We start from the raw sequence: 16733 nt of genomic DNA on the forward strand, positions 1-16733 counted from the left end.
TCCCAGTTGATTGGATTACAGCCCTTGTCGGACTTTTTTATTGACGCATGAGTCAAGGTAGGCGCATTTCGGTCTGCCGAGCAAGGACAAATGTCTGACCTTTGCCAACCAAAATATCACATCTGGTTGCGTTGAACGGTGTCCTCCGTTTGCTTGGAAAATACCAAAGTTCCGTTTTCAAAGGCACTTATTTTCGCCTGCAAATAAAAGTTGTCCCGGTCGGACCACATTTCACAGGACGTTTCGGTGTGCAGGTCAATTCCGTCCCGGCTGAGTTCCTGCGTCCAGTGGCAATACCCTCGGGCGGATAGCGGGTCATCCGGATGAATGGTCCAGCGTTCAAATGCAGTCCCGCCATGGGTCAAACCGTGGTGGTCGTCAGTGACAAGACCAAAGTCGTCTTCGATGACAAGACTGGTTTTACCCGAGTTCATATCGGTTTCCACACGCCGCGAATTGCTGCTGTCGCGCAATGTCGTGGCCTCGCGCGGGGTTTCGGATTCGGGCGGTTGGAACACATGCTCGTCTCCGCCCGGTGTCGCCCGGTTCGGGATCGAAATCTCACCGCCGGTCAAATGTATCTCGACAGGTTCAGGTGACGGCCAGATCAGTGGCCAATACGCGCTGGAAACAGCAACGCGCAGACGATGCCCTTTGGGAACGCGATAGGCGATGTGGTCCAGATCCAGTGTAACTTCATAAGGTTTTCCGGGCTCCAGCGGAGTTGGATTCGCGTGACCGTCACGATGCGACAGGTTCAAGACGCCATAGGTAATCCGGGTCGATGCACCGTCCGGGTGGACGTGGTTCAGCCGCACCGCGATCTGCGCCTGTGGCCGGTCAGCGCTGACCTTCAACCGAATGCGTGGTGCGCCAACGATGTCCAGATCTTCGGACAAAGGCGAACCATCGAAACAAGCGGACAACGCATCGTCTGCGCGCTGATCCCCCGGCATGTCAGGACCCAGCCAAATGGCGCAATACTCCCCTCCGTCCATGCCGCAGGTCTGGGGGGAGCGTACGCGCCTGTTCAGTGATCCATCCCGGCCAAGCCTGTCATCCGACAGGGCCAGTTTTAGGTCAGGCAGATGTGACGTCGCCCCAGTCTGTTCGGCAATCCAGCGCCCGGGTCTTTCTGCATACCACCGCTGCGGGCGGACCCCGTCCATCAGATAGGCTCGATAGTCGGGATCGTTCTCAACGCCCGTGTCCAAACCTTTCAGCCAGTGATCCCACCAGCGCAGCGCTTCTTGCAAGAAACCGATTCGTGGCTCGGGCACTGCAAAGTGCGGATACTTATGTACCCACGGGCCGACGATACCCTTCACCGGGGCATCAAGCTGTTCAACCAACAACGGCACAGTATTCTTATACGCATCGCCCCAACCGCCAACAGCAAGGGTCGCCGCGCGGATCGCGTTGAAATCTTCGCAGACCGAGCCATGACACCAATAGGCATCCCGTGTCTGATGGCGCAGCCAGACCGACGGCAGGAAGGGTTCGTTTTCAAGACGCTCAAGCCACAGCTCACGCCAGTTCTGGCGCAGCGCCGGATCGGGGGCTCGGGACGAATAGGACCACATGGTCGCGCCCCAGCCCAGATTTTCGTTTAGCAGGCAACCGCCCTTATAGTGGATGTCGTCCGCATACCGGTCAGCCGTTGAACACAGTGTGATGATTGCTTTCAAGGGGGCTGGTTGCAGGGCCGCAACCTGTAGGGCGTTGAAACCACCCCAACTGATTCCCATCATGCCAACCGCCCCGGAACACCACGTCTGTTCGGCCAGCCATCGAATTGTCGACACGGCATCATCCAGCTCTTGCTGGGTATATTCATCCTCCATCATCCCTTCGCTGTCGCCATTACCGCGCATGTCTACGCGAATGCAGGCATAGCCGCGTTTGGCAAACCAGGGATGGGTCAGAGCATCGCGCGGCGCCGTGCCGTCACGTTTGCGGTAGGGGAGGAACTCAAGAATGGCCGGAACGGGATTTTCGTCGGCGTCAACCGGGCGCCAGACGCGTGCTGAAAGTTGACACCCATCCGGCATCACTATGCCGACATCCGGTAAATCTTCGATATCGCATAGCGAATTGGGCGAGCGCGTCATTCTAAGAGTGTCTCGGTCTTTTTCGCTTTGGTATGCGTGAAAATCGTCAAATCAACGCCTTAATGCGACAACAAGGTCCATCACATTCGTTCCGGTGGGTCCTGTAACCAACAATGCGCCAGCAGCGTCCAGAAAACTACCGCTGTCAGCACGTTGCAGGGCACGCTCGGCTCCATCGCCCCAGGTCGCACCGTCAACCACCGCTCCGGCTGCATTGGTCGGGCCATCGGTACCATCAGTTCCACCGACGACCACGGTCAGCTCCGAAACTCCGGCGATTTCACGGGCCAGCGCCAGCGCAAGTGCTTGGTTGCGTCCACCGCGACCCGGGTTGTCCGGCAGGACCACTGTTGGTTCACCGCCGAAAACCATGGCGCCGGGTTCCATGTCTCGTAGCCGTTGCCCCAGCGCCGTGGCGACCCGCTTGACATCATCGTGCAAGCACTCTTCATCAGCCAGCACCTGAAAACCTTGGGCGCGTGCAAGATCGACCGCGGCAGAGCGCGCATGAGCGTTGGACGCGACGATCTGGGTCGTCGCCTCAAACTCATGTGTTTCAGGTAGAGCACCAATGCCGGACCCGATGACATTCAGATCATCACCCGGAACGTCTGAAATCGCCAGAACGGTCGCTTTTGCCCCCCCAAAATGTGACAGAAGCCCGCCGCCCTTGATCCGCGACAGCTTGCGGCGTTCCGCATTCATCGCAGTGATGTCCAGACCCTCGGCCAGAAGCCGTTTGTTCAAATGTTCCAGATCGGCCAGAGTTTTTTCCGGAAGCAAATCCTCAGCCAGCGAGGATGCACCGCCCGACACCAGCAGCAAAACGTGCGAACCGGGTGGCATGGCCTCAATCGTCTCGCGCAGGGCGCGGCCACCGTCGAGGCTGCGCACGTCGGGCACAGGGTGGGAGGCTTCGATCACTTCCACGTTTTCCGGCAAGTCGCGGCCATGATCGTCCTTGGTCACGACCAGTGTCGGGCGTGGCCCAAAATGTTCCAATGCCGCGCGGGCCATGGCTGCTGCCGCTTTACCGACTGCCAGGATTTGGTCCGGTGCCGGGATGTCGTCCAGAACAGCCTTCGTGGCCCTCTGTCCGTCAACCGCGTTTACCCCGGCTTGCCAGATGCGGATTGCCTGTTGCCTTTGATCCATCAACTTTCCACCCAAATCGTAACCGGCCCGTCATTGACCAATTCCACTGCCATATCAGCCCCGAACTCACCGGTTTCGACCGGTACGCCTTTGTCCTGCAGCCGCTGCGAAAACACCTCGTAAAGGTGCTTGCCCTGATCCGGGGGGGCTGCTTCGGAAAAGCCGGGTCTGTTCCCGCGAGAGGTATCGGCGGCGAGTGTAAACTGACTGATCACCAAAGCCGAGCCGCCGACATCTACGACAGATAGGTTCATCTTTCCGGCATCATCCTTGAAAATTCGCAGTTTTGAGACCTTGGCCGCAAGTTGGTCGGCCTTGTGTTCGTCGTCACCCTGCATGGCGCAGACCAGGATCATCAAGCCTGGGCCAGTTTGCCCGATCTGGTTTCCGCCGACCGAGACGTTGGCCCGAGACACCCTTTGTAAAACTGCGCGCAAATTTGTTCTCCGTTTGATGACATGATTAACCCAGCCAGCTGGCAATCTCGCCCAGATCAGCGCGGCTGGTCCGAAACCCATTCGCCGGATGGTCTGCATCTGAGTAACCGAAAGATATTGCGCACAATATCAAACGGTCGTCTGGAATGCCGAAATACCGGTGCAGGAATTTGCCATAGCTGGCCACAGCGGCCTGAGGGATCGTGGCAATGCCCAAGGCTTGTGCTGCCAGCGTGAAGGCCATGACAAACCCACCGCAATCCATTGCACCATAAGACCCGAGGTCTTTAGGGCTTGAGACGATTGCGCAATGGGGGGCGCCGAAAAGGTTGAAGTTTTCAAGCATTTGCCTGGTTGAGCCTGTCCGGTCGCCGCGTTCGACGCCAACGGCCTCATACAGCGCCCAGCCGCATTCGCGTCGACGCGCCTGATAGACGCCATTATACGCAGTCGGGAACGGCAAGTCCGGTTCTGGAGCGCCGATCGCGACCTCATTCTGCAATGCCTTTCGGAACACGTCGGTCTCGCTACCACTGGTAATCACGATGTTCCAAGGCTGCGCATTGCACCAGCTTGGCGCACGCGATGCGCAGGTCAAAATCTGCTCGATCTGGGCCTTCGGCACGGGGTCAGGGCGAAAAGCGCGACAGGAATGCCGCTCGGTCAGCAATCGATCCAGATCTGATGGCGTCATGCTGTCCTCCCCTTCGTGTTGACGAGGCGGAGGATGACGTGAGGTTCCGGGATGTTCAAGCGTTTAAACGGAAACAGTGTTTACTGCTGACCGGTAGCCATAAGATAGCCAACACCCGCCGCGACCAACAGTCCAAGAACCACTGCGATGGTGATTTTGATTGCGGACCACGGGCGCTCACCCTGAACTCGACCTGTTCTGCCATTCACAACAAAACGATAAGTTGCGCCGCGATATTTGTATGCAGCCATCCAGACAGGCAACAAGACATGCTTGAAAGTCACGTTCCGCACATCTGTGTCGATCGCATGAATACGTTGCCTGTCACCACCGATATCAAACCGCACGTCCCGTTCGATCACGCGAGCCATGTGCCCACGGGCCTCGGCGTATCCGTCCTGCAACTCAACTGTGTAAGCCTCAGCCCGGAACCCTGCCAGGTATTCGGGCTGATATGGTTCCAGCGCAGCCAAATCCCACGGCTCCAACGCGTCCGTATAGCTTTTGGGTAAGGACCGAGATGCCAGCACCAGCACATCATCAAAAAACCGCGCAACCCGGCCGGATTTTGGGGACCACCGCACTTTGGCCACACGCTGCTGCATTGGCTTGCCGTCGCGCATGACCGTTCGGGTTTCGTAATAAACCGTGCCACGTTCGCCCTGATAGCTGGACTGCGTATCCGCATCGAAGGTCCAGTAGGGGACATATATCCCCTGCATCTTGCGGCCCTTGCGGGCATATTCCTTCAAACCGTTCGGCGCGAACCAAAGCTTGCCAAGCCAATCCGACATCGCCTTGTGGGCCGAACGCTCGTCCAATGCAAAGGGCAGAACGCCCTTGGGTTTTATATGCCGATTAACGCCAGTTTCAGTGACAACGGGCGTAGCGCAGAACGGGCATTCCGCCGCGTGGGTGTTTGGGTCGAATTCTACCTGAGCCGCGCAGTTCGGACAGGACAGAACGCGGGTTTCTTCAATTTCACCTTCGGGCAGCTTGTCTTGCAGCGCTGCATTGAAATCCAGCTCTTTCAAACTGGCGCCGCCCCATGGGCTGGTACCGATAGTTTCCGAATGCCCGCAATGGTCGCAGGTCAGCGTGCCATCGCCGGGGTTGAACCGGTAATCCGCGCCGCATTGATCGCAGGGAAAGCGGTGTTCGTCGGTCATTGCTGAGCCTTGGTCATCCATTTATGCCAAAATCAGGCACCCGGCGGAGGCGGAGGCAGGATCGTGAACAGTTGGGCCAGTTCCCGCACGTCCCCGGCCTTCTTCCAGCCATCCTGACCGGCGGTCCAGACATGGGTATCGCGCGTGATCTCGCCCTCGGTCGCCATGCGCCCCATCTTTGCCTTCGAGAACGGGCCGCTGGTTTGTCCATCCACCGCGATATGCCAGACATGCTCGACCGGGGGAGGGGGAGGCGGTGCCGCATGCGCTGGTGGTTGCGGGGCAGCGGGGGCGGGCGCTCCCCACGGGCCGCTCGGTTGACCCGCTGCCATGTTCGACATCTGCTGCGCCATCGCCATGCCCATACCCATGCCAAGTCCGGCACCCATGCCACCCCCCTGACCGGGGTTATTGGCAGCAGCGGTCATCGCTTCGGCTGCGGAATATTGCGTGAACTTGCCCAGATCGCCAGCCAGCCCCATTGAGGTGCGCTTGTCCAGCGCGGCCTCGACGGCGGGCGGCAGAGAGATATTCTCGATATAGAACTCGGGCATCTCCAGCCCATAGCCTTCCAGCACTGGCGAGACTTCGGCGGCGATCAGCTTGCCCAGATCGGCGGTGTTGGCCGCCATGTCCAGAACCGGGATACCAGAACCTGCGATTACGCGGCTGAACTCCTGCACGATGATGTTGCGGATCTGAAAGCTGATCTCATCCATGGTGAATTCGCCATCTGTGCCGACGATTTCGATCAGGAACTTCGCGGGATCCTTGACCCTGACCGTATAGGTGCCGAAGGCGCGGATGCGAGTAGGCCCAAATTCGGGGTCCCGCAGCATGATCGGGTTCTTGGTGCCCCATTTCAGATCGTTGAAACGGGTCGTGTTGACGAAATAGATCTCGGATTTGAACGGCGACTGAAACCCGTGGTCCCAGTGCTGCAGCGTCGTCAGGATCGGCATGTTGTTGGTCTCAAGCATATAGAGACCCGGCGTGAAAACGTCCGCCAGTTGCCCTTCATGGACAAAGACCGCAGCCTGACCTTCGCGCACAGTCAGCTTGGCGCCGTATTTGATCGCGTGGCCCTCACGTTCGAAGCGCCAGACCATGGTATCGCGGGTGTCGTCGACCCAGTGGATGACGTCGATGAATTCTCCGGTCAGAAAATCGAAAATGCCCATTGGGGTTCTCCTCTTCCGGGGCTCAGAGCGGCTGGCCCGTCAGTTCACGTGCAATGATCCGCACCACGGGGCGGGCGTTGTCGACCGAAACACCGGTTTCCAAGCGCGGATCGTACAACATTGTCAGTAGTTTTTCGTCATGGCTGGTCAGCAGCGCAAACTCGTCATCGTCGTTGAAGATCGACGGACGTGCAGCCGGGCTGTCGTTGGACAGCCCCAACCCCTGAGCTATCTCCTCGTGAATGCAACTGCGACGCAGCAGATCTGGCAGTTCAGACCGGATCAGGGTCACGGCCCGAACGTATTTATTTGGGGCCGAGCTGTTGCCCAGAGCAAAAACAAAGCAATCGATGTCGGAGCGCGGGTTTGCCACAAGATCCAGAGAATCCTGGCTGATATTCGGGATCAACTGTTTCAACCGGCTAACCACGTAGACGCTATCGTCCTTGCCCGCAAAGAAGACATAAAAATTAGCCCGTCGGCTGACCACCGAAATCGGGTGCCCTGTCACTCTGGCCAGTCTTGCGGAATACGATTCCACCTCGGCCACGTCCTGCGTGCGGGTGGCCGGCAGGACAGAAGGGCCAAATTCGGTTTGGACCCGCACAGGCCCCGCCCAACGGCTCAGCTGCCCGTCCGTTTGGCGGGACGCAACGGCCACCGCATGGTCGGGGTATTCGCTGTAAAAGGCAATCGCCTCAAAATTTCGGGCCAGATCGTCTGCGTCGTAGGGGGTGTCCGGACCACCTCCGTCTGTGCGTAACAGTCCTCTTGTCAGCAAGTCACGTTCGACCCGTTCATAAAACCGCGTCAAATCCTGACTGGCGGCTGACGGCGGGACATAAGCGTTTGGCTCAGGCGCAGGTGCGACAGGACGCTGTTCCGGAACAACGGATGACGTCAGTGCCTCATCGCAATTGGCCAAAGCCAGCAGCGATACAAGCGCCAACGCGGGTTTAAGTGCACTCGAAAATCGCACGCCCAGCCTGCCTTTAGCTCGAAACCGCAGTTCCAGCGTTGTCGCCGACCCCGTCCTTGCGGGCCTTGGCAGCGGCCAGCGTGTCGCGCAGTTCGGCTTCCATCTTCTGCAGCTCTTGCTCGGCGGCAGCGCGCTTGGCCTTGCCTTCGTCAGCAATCGCCAGACTTTCGTTGATCGTTCCGATGAGGTCGGCGTTGGCCTGTTTGACCGCTTCGATATCAAAGACGCCGCGTTCCATTTCTTCGCGGATCATCTTGTTCGACTGACGCAGATTGGCAGCGTTGGACGTAAGCAACTCATTCGTCAGGTCATTTGCGTCACGTACGGCAGAGGCTGCCTCGGCACTGCGCTGAATGGTGACCGCCTGTGCCAACTGCGTCTCCCACAGAGGCACTGTGTTGACGAGTGTCGAGTTGATCTTGGTCACCAGCGACTTATCATTTTCCTGCACCAGCCGGATCGAGGGCAGCGACTGCATCGTCACCTGGCGGGTCAGTTTCAGGTCATGCACCCGACGCTCCAGATCATCGCGCGCAGCGCGCAGGTCGCGCAGTTCCTGCGCTTTCATGACTTGCTCATCCTCAGGCGCGGCCTGAACTTCGGCCTCTTTTTCGGGGATATCATGGCTGTCCAGTTCGGTCAGCTTTTCCTCGCCTGCAGCGATGTACAGCGCGAGTTCATCATAGAAACCCAGCGTCTTTTCGTAGAGCAAATCCAAAGACTTAATGTCTTTCAGCAGCGTATGTTCGTGTGACAACAGGTCGTCGGTGATCCGGTCGATCTGACCCTGAACCTCTTCATATTGCGCGGTGAACTTGGCAAAAGGCGCCGCTTTGCCGATCAGTTTCTCCCACCAGCTGCGCTCGCGCCGGACATCCAGTTCGCTGACCGAAAACCCGCGGATCGTGGTCACGATGTTGCGCAAGCTGTCACCGGCGGGGCCCACATCCTTGTTGCGCACGTCCGCCAGCATGGCTTGACTGATTTCCTGCAGCTCTGCCTGTGCAGAGGACCCAAAGGAAACGATGGAGTTGGTGTTCTCCATGTCGATCTCTGCCATCCGCTTACGGATTTCAGCGCCAACAGGTTCGTCGGCTTCCTCAAGCGAGACGACCTCGGCCGTGGGGTCTGGCAGGGCAACGGCCGTTACCTCCTGCACCAGCGTTTCAGCTTCGACCGCCTTGTTCTTGATGTCATCGGACATGGGGATAATCCTCTCTCAAATGATGGCCGGTCAGTCCAACCGGACGCCTTCGCGTTGCAGTCTTTCGCGCAACACATCAATCTCGACCGTCAGATCGCTGCGGTCATCCAAAAGCATTTTGCGGGTACGTGCCGCGAAATTCTGTTCAAGGTCATCCAGCAAAGACGAGAAGTCTGCCAGAGCCTGTGCATCGCGGGTGCGGGAATAAACATCTGCGAACTTGATTGTCGCGTCACGTGCACCCTGAAGGTAAACCGTCAGGTACTTTCGTGCTCCTGCCAAGTCACGCGGATCTTCTTCGACCGTGCGGAAAAGGTCGCGTGCGGTATCCTGAAACCGTTCCACACGCGCTTCGATCCTGCGGTCGCCGGCACGTTTTACGGCATCCGTCATTTCGGACAAATGGGTTTCGGCGTCCTCGACCACACGGGCGACGCGGTCTTGCTGAAAGGTGTCGATACCTTCCATGCCCTTGTCTTTCATCGGGTCAATTCCGAAGGAGACGGAGTGCAGGACGCTTGCCACCACTCCAAACAGGATCGGGGCGATCAGACTGGCCTCGGACGCTGTCGCAGCGTCCAGAAACTCGGTGCGATAGGCGGCCAGGCCGATTCCAAGCCCGGTCAACAGGCTGGAGAATATCTTTCTGGGAAAAGCCGGACGTCGAGCTGTGCGTCGGGCGTGATAGGCGGACTCGGCCCGCAACCCCTCGCGCAGCAGGAAGGCGGCTGCGGTCAGAACACCGGCCGCAATCAGTCCGATCGTCATGCCCACTGCGCCGTCGTTCAGGGACAGAAACACCAGAGGTATAGCTGGTAGAAACAAAAAGTTGGCGCGGGCACCGGCGGGTTCGACACGAGCCCCGTCAAACTGACCACGCGGGTTTTGGTCCGGCTGTGCCGAGTCGCCTTGAGGGCTGTATTTTCCGCCATACCGTTTGGTCATGCGCTCACAAGCCCCCTAACAGGCCAGTGCACACGCCAAGCATTAGTGCCAACAGCACGACATAGGCTAATTTTTGCACTCCGGTCCCGGACATGGCGCCCCCCAAGTATGCCCCTTGTGGAAATCTAGGCCATGAGAGGCCATGGCGCTAGGGGGAAGGTTGCCTAACCTGCGTCACTTGCGAGGTTTCTTGCCGATCGGAGGCCGTTTTCTCTGGGGGCGGGCGGGCCGTTTGGTCGGGGCGTCGGGTTCGGCGTCCAGCCCTAATTGATCCCGCATGACCCTGCGGCGAATTTCCTCGACCTCTCCGGGCTTTAGATTTCCCAACTGAAAGGGGCCATAGGACACGCGCAAAAGACGGTTCACGGCAAAGCCGATGTCTTCCATTGCGCGGCGGATTTCGCGGTTCTTGCCTTCGCGCAGACCGATAGTAAGCCAGGCGTTTGCTCCTTGCTGGCGGTCCAGCGTGACGGTCATCGGCTGAAAGCGTTCGCCCTCAATCACCAGTCCCTTGCGCAAGGGTTCGAAATCCTCGTCCTTGGGGCGGCCATTCACTCGCACGCGGTACTTCCGCAGCCAGCCTGTCGCGGGCAGTTCAAGCTTGCGCTTGATGCCTCCGTCGTTGGTCAGCAGCAGCAATCCCTCCGAGTTCAGGTCCAACCGGCCAACGCTCATGACGCGGGGCATATCCTCGGGCAGATTGTCGAAGATCGTCGCGCGCCCCTTTTCGTCTCGGGTCGTTGTAACCAGACCGGGCGGTTTGTGATACAGCCACAAGCGCGAGGGTTCCGGTTCTGACACCGGTTTGCCGTCGACGTTGATTTTGTCTTTGGCGGTGACGTTCAGCGCGGGGCTGTCGATGGTCTTGCCATTCACGCTGACACGACCGGCTTCGATCATGCGCTCGGCTTCGCGGCGCGAGGCAATGCCTGCGCGGGCAAGGACTTTGGCGATCCGGTCGCCGGGGGGAGGGGTGTTGCTCATCCGCTGGCCATAGCGCATCCCGCCCGCTTGCGAAAGACAGGTTTCTGAGGCAGTGAGGGGCATGGAGTTCAGATCTCATATGAAACTCGCGCTGGAACAGGCGCGCGCGGCAGCAGATCGCGGCGAAGTTCCGGTGGGTGCGGTCATCGTTTCGACCGACGGCAGGGTCGTCTCTGCCGACGGTAATCGTACGCGAGAGCTGAATGATCCCACCGCCCATGCCGAGATTCTGGCACTGCGAGCGGCCTGCGCCGAAGTCGGGTCCGAGCGTCTGCCTGATCACGATCTCTATGTGACGTTGGAACCCTGCGCGATGTGTGCGGCGGCATTGGCGGCGGCACGTATCCGTCGCATCTATTACGGGGCCTCCGATCCAAAATCCGGTGGCGTTGCTCATGGCGCGCGCGTGTTTTCGCATCCGCAAGCCCATCATGTGCCCGAGGTTTACGACGGACTCTCGGCAACGGAATCCGAAAACCTGCTGAAATCTTTCTTTGCCGAGCGGCGGGCGACCTGAACTTGGCGCCGTGCAGCGGTGTCACTTCTGCCAGTCAAGCCTGTAGATCTTGTGGTCTCCCTTCAGGCCTTTCAGCGGGACCGTTGCGGCATCGGAAAACGAGAACTGTTTTCCGCTTCCAACCATTATCCTGGTGGCGTCAGACACACGAATCTCATCCGGGGCGCACAGAGATGCGATCCGCGCCGCTTTGTTTACCACCGTTCCAAAATAGTCCCCGTCGGTCTCCAGAACATCGCCTGTGTGAATGCCGATTCTGGCCCGAAGGCGCGGTTCGATTTTGTCGGAATGCAATTTTTGCTGGATCGACTGGGCTGCCTCAAGCGCACTACGGGCAGTTGGGAACACGGACATTGTCCCGTCGCCCAGCGATTTTATCATTTTCCCACCTGTTTGATCGATCTGCGCTTCGACTTTTTCCAAGTGACACCTGACGGCCCGGTTCCAGAGTTGATCACCGATCGCCTGTGCGATGGCCGAGCTGTCGGCGATGTCGGTGAACATGATCGACGCTATGCCCGAAGGGCTTTGCTGCAGTTCTTCCTGATCCACGCCCAGCAACAGGTCGTCGAAGCTTTTGGATTCGAACCCCATCGCTTCAATATTCGAAACGGGATTGGAATTGTGGATCTGAACAATGCGCCACACGGCGTCTTCAAGAATGAATACAAAGGAAATACGAAAATTCACCGCCTTGTCTGTTTCCGGCGCGTAGACCTTGGCGCGCCAGACAGCCCATCCGACCGAGCCAATTTCATGCGCGACGATGCTGGACTCGTTGATAACGAATTTCGGGACGTCCTCGATATAGGCTTTGTACCCGGTCCGAAGCGCGTCTCCGATCCAGAACTCGTCGTCCGCTGATCCCAGATATGTCAGAGCACTGGACTTTGAAAACAGATTGACGACGACATCTGTATCACGCGCGCCAAATGCCGAGACCCACCTTTGTACTATGGCCTCCAATTCCGGAGATGTGGCAATGCGATCATCCATTCTTTGAAGATTTTGGTTCGAAATACGACTTTGACTATATCTTATAGCCGTATCGGCGTCATCACTGCCGGCTCAATGACCTCCACACCCGGCAAACCGTCAATCAGGGCCTGAGCCGATTGTTCCAGAACCGGAAAGGTCTTGTAGTGGCAGGGAATCACGGTCTTGAAGTTGAAGTACCGCTTGGCCGCATACGCCGCGCCTTTCATGTCCATCGTGAAGTGCCCGCCGGCAGACAGGATGCCGATATCGGGTTTGTAGTAGTCCCCCATCCAATCCATATCAGCCATGATGTCGGTATCGCCCGAGACATAGAGCATGTGCCCTTCCGAGGCGATCATGAACCCGACTTCGCTGCCGCCGGTGCGCAGCCCGTCCGGCGTGGAAAAGGTCGAGCTGTGCGAGGCCGGGACCATCGACACTTTGATCCCGTTCAGGTTCACGGTTCCGCCTTTGTTATAACCGATGGTTTCTAGCCCCTCGGCCTCGCTCCAATACCCCATCAGGTCGTATTGACCGACCACCGGAACGTTCAGATGTTTGGCCAGCGAGACGACATCTGCGACATGATCGAAATGCGTATGTGTCAACAGAATATGTGTCGCGCCTTCAAGGGCGGCATCGTGCTGGTCCTCGGACAAGACTGGGTTGCCTGTCAGCCAGGGGTCGATCAGCAGAACCTGGCCTCCGGTTTCGATGCGAAAGCTGCCGTGACCCAGCCAAATGATATCCATGAAATAGTCCTCCCGAACAAAGTGTTGGCTTTAACCTAACATCGGATATGTAAAAGTTCATGGACTGGTTTCAGGAAATTGATGGCTATTGCGAGCGCTTGTCGCCCGCCTATTGGGCCGAGCCGATAAATGCAGTGACAAACGCCGCGTTTCTGATCGCGGCTTTTGTCATGTGGCGGCGTGTGCGCGGGCATGGGATGCCTTTGGCGATGCTGCTGGTATTCATTCTCGCCGCCATCGGGGTCGGCAGTTACCTGTTCCATACCCACGCGCAGGCCTGGGCGGCGATGGCGGACGTTCTGCCGATCCTGCTGTACATTCTGGTCTATATCTTCGCGATCAACCGGGACGTCTGGCACATGCGGCCGCTGACGGCCGGGTTCGTGGCGGCGCTGTTCATTCCCTATGCCGCAGCGACGGTGCCCCTGTTTGAATTTGTGCCCGGTCTGGGTGGATCAGCGGCCTATGCGCCGGTACCGCTGCTGATCCTGATCTATGCGTTTTTGCTGCGCCACCGGGTGCCGGACACCGCCCGTGGTCTGGCCATCGGAGCGGTGATCCTGATCGCCTCGATCACCTTTCGCGCGCTGGACGAACCGATTTGCGGACAAATCCCATTGGGCACGCATTTCATGTGGCATATCCTGAACGCCGTCATGCTGGGCTGGATGATCGAGGTCTATCGGCGGCATATGGCCCGCGCGTCTCAGTCTTGAAACGCGATGGCCAGATGGTCGGGCAGGTCGAATTCGGACAAAACCCGCGCCCGGCCGTCGGCTGACATTTTGCGGGCAGTCTTTTCGACGATGCTCTGGATTTTCTCGGCTGAGTGCTTTTCGGCGAACGGAGCGAAATACCATTTAAGGAAAACAAAACAGATCACGTCTTCAAGCGCCTGAACCTCATCGTCGCGCTTGATGCCCTGTTTGCGCAGCATACGATCGGCGGCTTCGATGTCGTCGGCGTCGTAGCCGTTCTGTTCCATCAAGCCCGTTACGACGTCAGCGTGATGGACGCCCTGCGCCTTGCGCCAGGCAAGGTATCCGGCGCGACCTTCGGGATACTCGCTACGCGCCAGTTTCCAACGCTCCACGTGCTGACCCCGCGCGGCGATCTGCAGTGGGTCGGATGCATCCGGGAACAATCGGTCCAACTCGGCGCTCATGCGCTGACCATACAATAGCTCGGCTGGCTGGCCGTCTTCTAACTTGGGGTCATGTGAGTTGGCCGCATCAATTGCGTCCAGAACAGCTTGCTTGCGCGCGTTCATCTTCCGCTCCGTTGGCTTGTCGGATCTGCAGCGCAGTCCGGTGGTCATTTCGTGCCATCGTAACGGTTTGCCGTGCGGGGTGCAGCAAGCAATTGCCGGGTCGGCGACAGTTTCACCGACCCGGCCGCGGGTCATGTCACTTGCCCGGCTTGGTCTGATCCTGAGTGACGGGCTCGGAAACCTGATCGGGGAACATCAGGCTACGGGTCAGGGTGTCCATGGTTGGGCCAAAAGCGCCTGCCTGGGCCTGCGCTGCAAGAACTGTGGTGGCCAATACAAAGGCGGTCATGAACGTTTTCATCGCTTTTCTCCGATTTCTAGGCTGTGCCATGCCATATGAAGTGAACAGTTCAGTTCAGTTTTTCAAGGGGCAAAATGAACTAATCGGTTTACTTTTTTGCATAGGGGGTATGCAGAATTGAATGGCCGGATCGGATTTTGTGGACCTTCGCGACAGATCCAAGGCAGGATCGGGGCCTCGGCGGTCTTGCGACCCGACGACCAGACAGGTAAATGCCCCCTAACGCATATGAGGATATCCGATGTCGATTGACCAAAGCAATGCCGCCAAGGTGGCCAAACTGGCCCGGATCAAGGTCGAGGATGACGCGCTGCCGGCGCTGGCATCCGAGTTCAACACCATCCTTGGGTTCATCGAGCAACTCAACGAAGTGGATGTCGAAGGCGTCGAGCCGATGGTCTCGGTCGAACCGATGCGCCTGAAGCGTCGTGAGGACGTGGTCACCGATGGCAATCAGCAGGACAAGGTTCTGGCCAACGCCCCTGATGCGCGCGAAGGGTTCTTCGCTGTTCCCAAAGTTGTGGAGTAAGACATGAGCGATCTGAACAAACTGGGCCTGGCCGAAGCCCGCGACGCGCTGCGTAAGGGTGAAGTGACTTCGGTTGAACTGACCGAATCTTGCCTGAAGGCTATTGATGAGGCCGACGCGCTGAACGCTTTTGTCCATAAGACACCCGAGATCGCGCTAGAACGCGCCAAGGCTGCGGATGAGCGGATCAAGGCTGGCGACGCCCCGTCGATGTGCGGCCTGCCGATCGGCATCAAGGATTTGTTCTGCACCAAAGGCGTACCCTCGCAAGCCGCCTCGAAAATTCTGGAAGGCTTCAAACCCGAATACGAATCCACCGTGTCCCAGCAACTGGCCGATGCTGGCGCTGTGATGCTGGGCAAGCTGAACATGGACGAATTCGCGATGGGCTCGTCCAACGAAACCTCCGTCTACGGCAACGCGGTCAGCCCATGGCGTCGTGGCAATGATGATGCGCAATTGACACCAGGTGGTTCGTCTGGTGGATCGGCCTCGGCCGTGTCCGCTGACCTGTGTCTTGCGGCCACCGGCACCGACACCGGCGGTTCGATCCGTCAGCCCGCCGCCTTCACCGGCATCACCGGCATCAAGCCGACCTATGGCCGGTGCTCGCGCTGGGGTATCGTGGCTTTTGCATCCTCGCTGGATCAGGCCGGGCCGATGACCAAAGACGTGCGCGACGCGGCCATCATGCTGGAGGCGATGTGCGGTCACGACCCCAAGGATTCGACGAGTGCCGAACTGGCCGTTCCGAATTTCGAGGCGATGCTGACCGGCGATATCAAGGGCAAGAAAATCGGTATCCCCAAGGAATACCGTATGGAGGGTATGCCTGCCGAGATTGAAAAGCTCTGGGCCGAAGGGGCCGAGATGCTGAAGGCTGCGGGCGCCGAGATCGACGATATCTCGCTGCCGCACACCAAATACGCGTTGCCCGCGTATTACGTGATTGCCCCGGCCGAGGCATCCTCGAACCTCGCGCGCTATGACGGTGTTCGCTATGGCCGCCGCGCTACGCTGGCGCAGGGCGACGGCATCACCGAGATGTACGAGAAAACCCGCGCAGAAGGCTTCGGCCACGAGGTTCAGCGCCGTGTCATGGTGGGCACCTACGTGCTGTCGGCCGGTTTCTACGACGCCTATTACAACCGCGCGCGCCGTGTTCGTACATTGATCAAGAAAGACTTCGAAGACGTGTTCGCGGCCGGAGTCGACGCCATCCTGACCCCGGCGACTCCATCGGCAGCCTTTGGTCTGGGTGAAATGACCGAAGCGGATCCGGTTCAGATGTATTTGAACGACGTCTTTACTGTGACGGTAAACCTGGCCGGTCTGCCCGGTATCGCGGTCCCGGCTGGTCTGGACAAACAAGGTCTGCCGCTTGGTCTGCAGCTAATTGGCCGTCCTTGGGAAGAAGGCGATCTGCTGAACACAGCCTATGCGCTGGAAAGCGCCGCCGGGTTTGTGGCCAAGCCGGGGAAATGGTGGTAATCCTCGGATCAGGCAAGACCAGCTAAGACGGAGCAG

General features: G+C 58.6%; 18 protein-coding genes. 4 read left to right on the forward strand and 14 right to left on the reverse strand.

The window, feature by feature from the left end:
- Window positions 1-116 precede the first annotated feature (116 nt).
- The 10 genes from ACR0J0_RS06905 to ACR0J0_RS06950 all read right to left on the reverse strand — a co-directional run bounded on the left by ACR0J0_RS06905 (window position 117) and on the right by ACR0J0_RS06950 (window position 10922).
- Window positions 117-2111: a CocE/NonD family hydrolase gene (locus ACR0J0_RS06905; RefSeq protein WP_480662378.1), complete on the reverse strand. Its 1995-nt coding sequence runs from the start codon at window positions 2109-2111 to the stop codon at window positions 117-119.
- A 51-nt stretch (window positions 2112-2162) separates the two neighbouring features.
- Window positions 2163-3266, reverse strand: a complete 1104-nt coding sequence (locus ACR0J0_RS06910; RefSeq protein ID WP_480662380.1) for a glycerate kinase type-2 family protein — start codon at window positions 3264-3266, stop codon at window positions 2163-2165.
- On the reverse strand, window positions 3266-3703 hold the full coding sequence (dtd, locus tag ACR0J0_RS06915) for a D-aminoacyl-tRNA deacylase (protein WP_480662382.1): 438 nt from the start codon (window positions 3701-3703) through the stop codon (window positions 3266-3268). Before dtd ends, ACR0J0_RS06910 begins: the two co-directional genes overlap by 1 nt.
- Before the next feature lie 25 nt (window positions 3704-3728).
- On the reverse strand, window positions 3729-4397 hold the full coding sequence (locus ACR0J0_RS06920; protein WP_480662384.1) for a nitroreductase: 669 nt from the start codon (window positions 4395-4397) through the stop codon (window positions 3729-3731).
- A gap of 80 nt (window positions 4398-4477) precedes the next feature.
- A complete protein-coding gene (locus ACR0J0_RS06925; RefSeq protein WP_480662386.1) occupies window positions 4478-5566 on the reverse strand; it encodes a TFIIB-type zinc finger domain-containing protein in 1089 nt (362 codons plus the stop codon).
- 32 nt (window positions 5567-5598) lie between these two features.
- A complete protein-coding gene (locus ACR0J0_RS06930) occupies window positions 5599-6747 on the reverse strand; it encodes an SPFH domain-containing protein (protein ID WP_480662387.1) in 1149 nt (382 codons plus the stop codon).
- Window positions 6748-6769: 22 nt separating this feature from the next.
- Window positions 6770-7726, reverse strand: a complete 957-nt coding sequence (locus ACR0J0_RS06935; RefSeq protein ID WP_480662389.1) for a DUF2927 domain-containing protein — start codon at window positions 7724-7726, stop codon at window positions 6770-6772.
- A 13-nt stretch (window positions 7727-7739) separates the two neighbouring features.
- The gene (locus ACR0J0_RS06940; protein WP_480662391.1) at window positions 7740-8930 is read right to left on the reverse strand and encodes a toxic anion resistance protein; all 1191 of its coding nucleotides are present in this window, start codon (window positions 8928-8930) and stop codon (window positions 7740-7742) included.
- 30 nt (window positions 8931-8960) lie between these two features.
- Window positions 8961-9875, reverse strand: a complete 915-nt coding sequence (locus ACR0J0_RS06945) for a 5-bromo-4-chloroindolyl phosphate hydrolysis family protein (protein ID WP_480662393.1) — start codon at window positions 9873-9875, stop codon at window positions 8961-8963.
- 174 nt (window positions 9876-10049) lie between these two features.
- On the reverse strand, window positions 10050-10922 hold the full coding sequence (locus tag ACR0J0_RS06950) for a pseudouridine synthase (protein WP_480662395.1): 873 nt from the start codon (window positions 10920-10922) through the stop codon (window positions 10050-10052).
- Here ACR0J0_RS06950 and ACR0J0_RS06955 point away from each other — a divergent pair.
- The gene (locus ACR0J0_RS06955; protein ID WP_480662397.1) at window positions 10921-11376 is read left to right on the forward strand and encodes a nucleoside deaminase; all 456 of its coding nucleotides are present in this window, start codon (window positions 10921-10923) and stop codon (window positions 11374-11376) included. The two genes, ACR0J0_RS06950 and ACR0J0_RS06955, sit on opposite strands and share 2 nt — an antisense overlap.
- Window positions 11377-11397: 21 nt before the next feature.
- Here the strand turns inward: ACR0J0_RS06955 and ACR0J0_RS06960 are convergent, their stop codons facing one another.
- The gene (locus ACR0J0_RS06960) at window positions 11398-12372 is read right to left on the reverse strand and encodes an adenylate/guanylate cyclase domain-containing protein (RefSeq protein WP_480662399.1); all 975 of its coding nucleotides are present in this window, start codon (window positions 12370-12372) and stop codon (window positions 11398-11400) included.
- A 41-nt stretch (window positions 12373-12413) separates the two neighbouring features.
- Window positions 12414-13106 carry a metal-dependent hydrolase gene (locus ACR0J0_RS06965; RefSeq protein ID WP_480662401.1) on the reverse strand — a complete coding sequence of 231 codons (693 nt, stop codon included), beginning with the start codon at window positions 13104-13106 and terminating at the stop codon, window positions 12414-12416.
- Window positions 13107-13165: 59 nt separating this feature from the next.
- Between ACR0J0_RS06965 and ACR0J0_RS06970 the strand changes: the two genes are divergently transcribed.
- Entirely contained in the window at window positions 13166-13822 is a 657-nt protein-coding gene (locus ACR0J0_RS06970) for a ceramidase domain-containing protein (RefSeq protein WP_480662403.1), read from the forward strand.
- Here the strand turns inward: ACR0J0_RS06970 and ACR0J0_RS06975 are convergent.
- Together ACR0J0_RS06975 and ACR0J0_RS06980 are read right to left on the reverse strand one after the other, a co-directional pair.
- Window positions 13813-14376, reverse strand: a complete 564-nt coding sequence (locus tag ACR0J0_RS06975; protein WP_480662405.1) for a DUF4202 domain-containing protein — start codon at window positions 14374-14376, stop codon at window positions 13813-13815. The genes ACR0J0_RS06970 and ACR0J0_RS06975 overlap by 10 nt on opposite strands.
- A gap of 136 nt (window positions 14377-14512) precedes the next feature.
- Complete coding sequence (locus ACR0J0_RS06980) at window positions 14513-14677, reverse strand: hypothetical protein (RefSeq protein ID WP_480662407.1); 165 nt, start codon at window positions 14675-14677, stop codon at window positions 14513-14515.
- Between the two features lie 241 nt (window positions 14678-14918).
- Between ACR0J0_RS06980 and gatC the strand changes: the two genes are divergently transcribed.
- The gene (gatC, locus tag ACR0J0_RS06985) at window positions 14919-15206 is read left to right on the forward strand and encodes an Asp-tRNA(Asn)/Glu-tRNA(Gln) amidotransferase subunit GatC (protein WP_058275619.1); all 288 of its coding nucleotides are present in this window, start codon (window positions 14919-14921) and stop codon (window positions 15204-15206) included.
- A 3-nt stretch (window positions 15207-15209) separates the two neighbouring features.
- Window positions 15210-16697 carry an Asp-tRNA(Asn)/Glu-tRNA(Gln) amidotransferase subunit GatA gene (gatA, locus tag ACR0J0_RS06990; RefSeq protein ID WP_480662409.1) on the forward strand — a complete coding sequence of 496 codons (1488 nt, stop codon included), beginning with the start codon at window positions 15210-15212 and terminating at the stop codon, window positions 16695-16697.
- The last annotated feature ends 36 nt before the right edge of the window (window positions 16698-16733 follow it).

Source organism: Ruegeria sp. BF12 (genome assembly GCF_056538705.1).

Excerpts from the sequence above, each read along its gene's own strand:
- ACR0J0_RS06905 (WP_480662378.1), bottom strand. The coding sequence starts at position 2,111 with ATGACGCGCTCGCCCAATTCGCTATGCGATATCGAAGATTTACCGGAT.
- ACR0J0_RS06910 (WP_480662380.1), bottom strand. The coding sequence starts at position 3,266 with ATGGATCAAAGGCAACAGGCAATCCGCATCTGGCAAGCCGGGGTAAAC.
- ACR0J0_RS06920 (WP_480662384.1), bottom strand. The coding sequence starts at position 4,397 with ATGACGCCATCAGATCTGGATCGATTGCTGACCGAGCGGCATTCCTGT.
- ACR0J0_RS06925 (WP_480662386.1), bottom strand. The coding sequence starts at position 5,566 with ATGACCGACGAACACCGCTTTCCCTGCGATCAATGCGGCGCGGATTAC.
- ACR0J0_RS06930 (WP_480662387.1), bottom strand. The coding sequence starts at position 6,747 with ATGGGCATTTTCGATTTTCTGACCGGAGAATTCATCGACGTCATCCAC.
- ACR0J0_RS06940 (WP_480662391.1), bottom strand. The coding sequence starts at position 8,930 with ATGTCCGATGACATCAAGAACAAGGCGGTCGAAGCTGAAACGCTGGTG.
- ACR0J0_RS06945 (WP_480662393.1), bottom strand. The coding sequence starts at position 9,875 with ATGACCAAACGGTATGGCGGAAAATACAGCCCTCAAGGCGACTCGGCA.
- ACR0J0_RS06955 (WP_480662397.1), top strand. The coding sequence starts at position 10,921 with ATGGAGTTCAGATCTCATATGAAACTCGCGCTGGAACAGGCGCGCGCG.
- ACR0J0_RS06950 (WP_480662395.1), bottom strand. The coding sequence starts at position 10,922 with ATGCCCCTCACTGCCTCAGAAACCTGTCTTTCGCAAGCGGGCGGGATG.
- ACR0J0_RS06960 (WP_480662399.1), bottom strand. The coding sequence starts at position 12,372 with ATGGATGATCGCATTGCCACATCTCCGGAATTGGAGGCCATAGTACAA.
- ACR0J0_RS06965 (WP_480662401.1), bottom strand. The coding sequence starts at position 13,106 with ATGGATATCATTTGGCTGGGTCACGGCAGCTTTCGCATCGAAACCGGA.
- ACR0J0_RS06970 (WP_480662403.1), top strand. The coding sequence starts at position 13,166 with ATGGACTGGTTTCAGGAAATTGATGGCTATTGCGAGCGCTTGTCGCCC.
- ACR0J0_RS06975 (WP_480662405.1), bottom strand. The coding sequence starts at position 14,376 with ATGAACGCGCGCAAGCAAGCTGTTCTGGACGCAATTGATGCGGCCAAC.
- ACR0J0_RS06980 (WP_480662407.1), bottom strand. The coding sequence starts at position 14,677 with ATGAAAACGTTCATGACCGCCTTTGTATTGGCCACCACAGTTCTTGCA.
- gatC (WP_058275619.1), top strand. The coding sequence starts at position 14,919 with ATGTCGATTGACCAAAGCAATGCCGCCAAGGTGGCCAAACTGGCCCGG.
- gatA (WP_480662409.1), top strand. The coding sequence starts at position 15,210 with ATGAGCGATCTGAACAAACTGGGCCTGGCCGAAGCCCGCGACGCGCTG.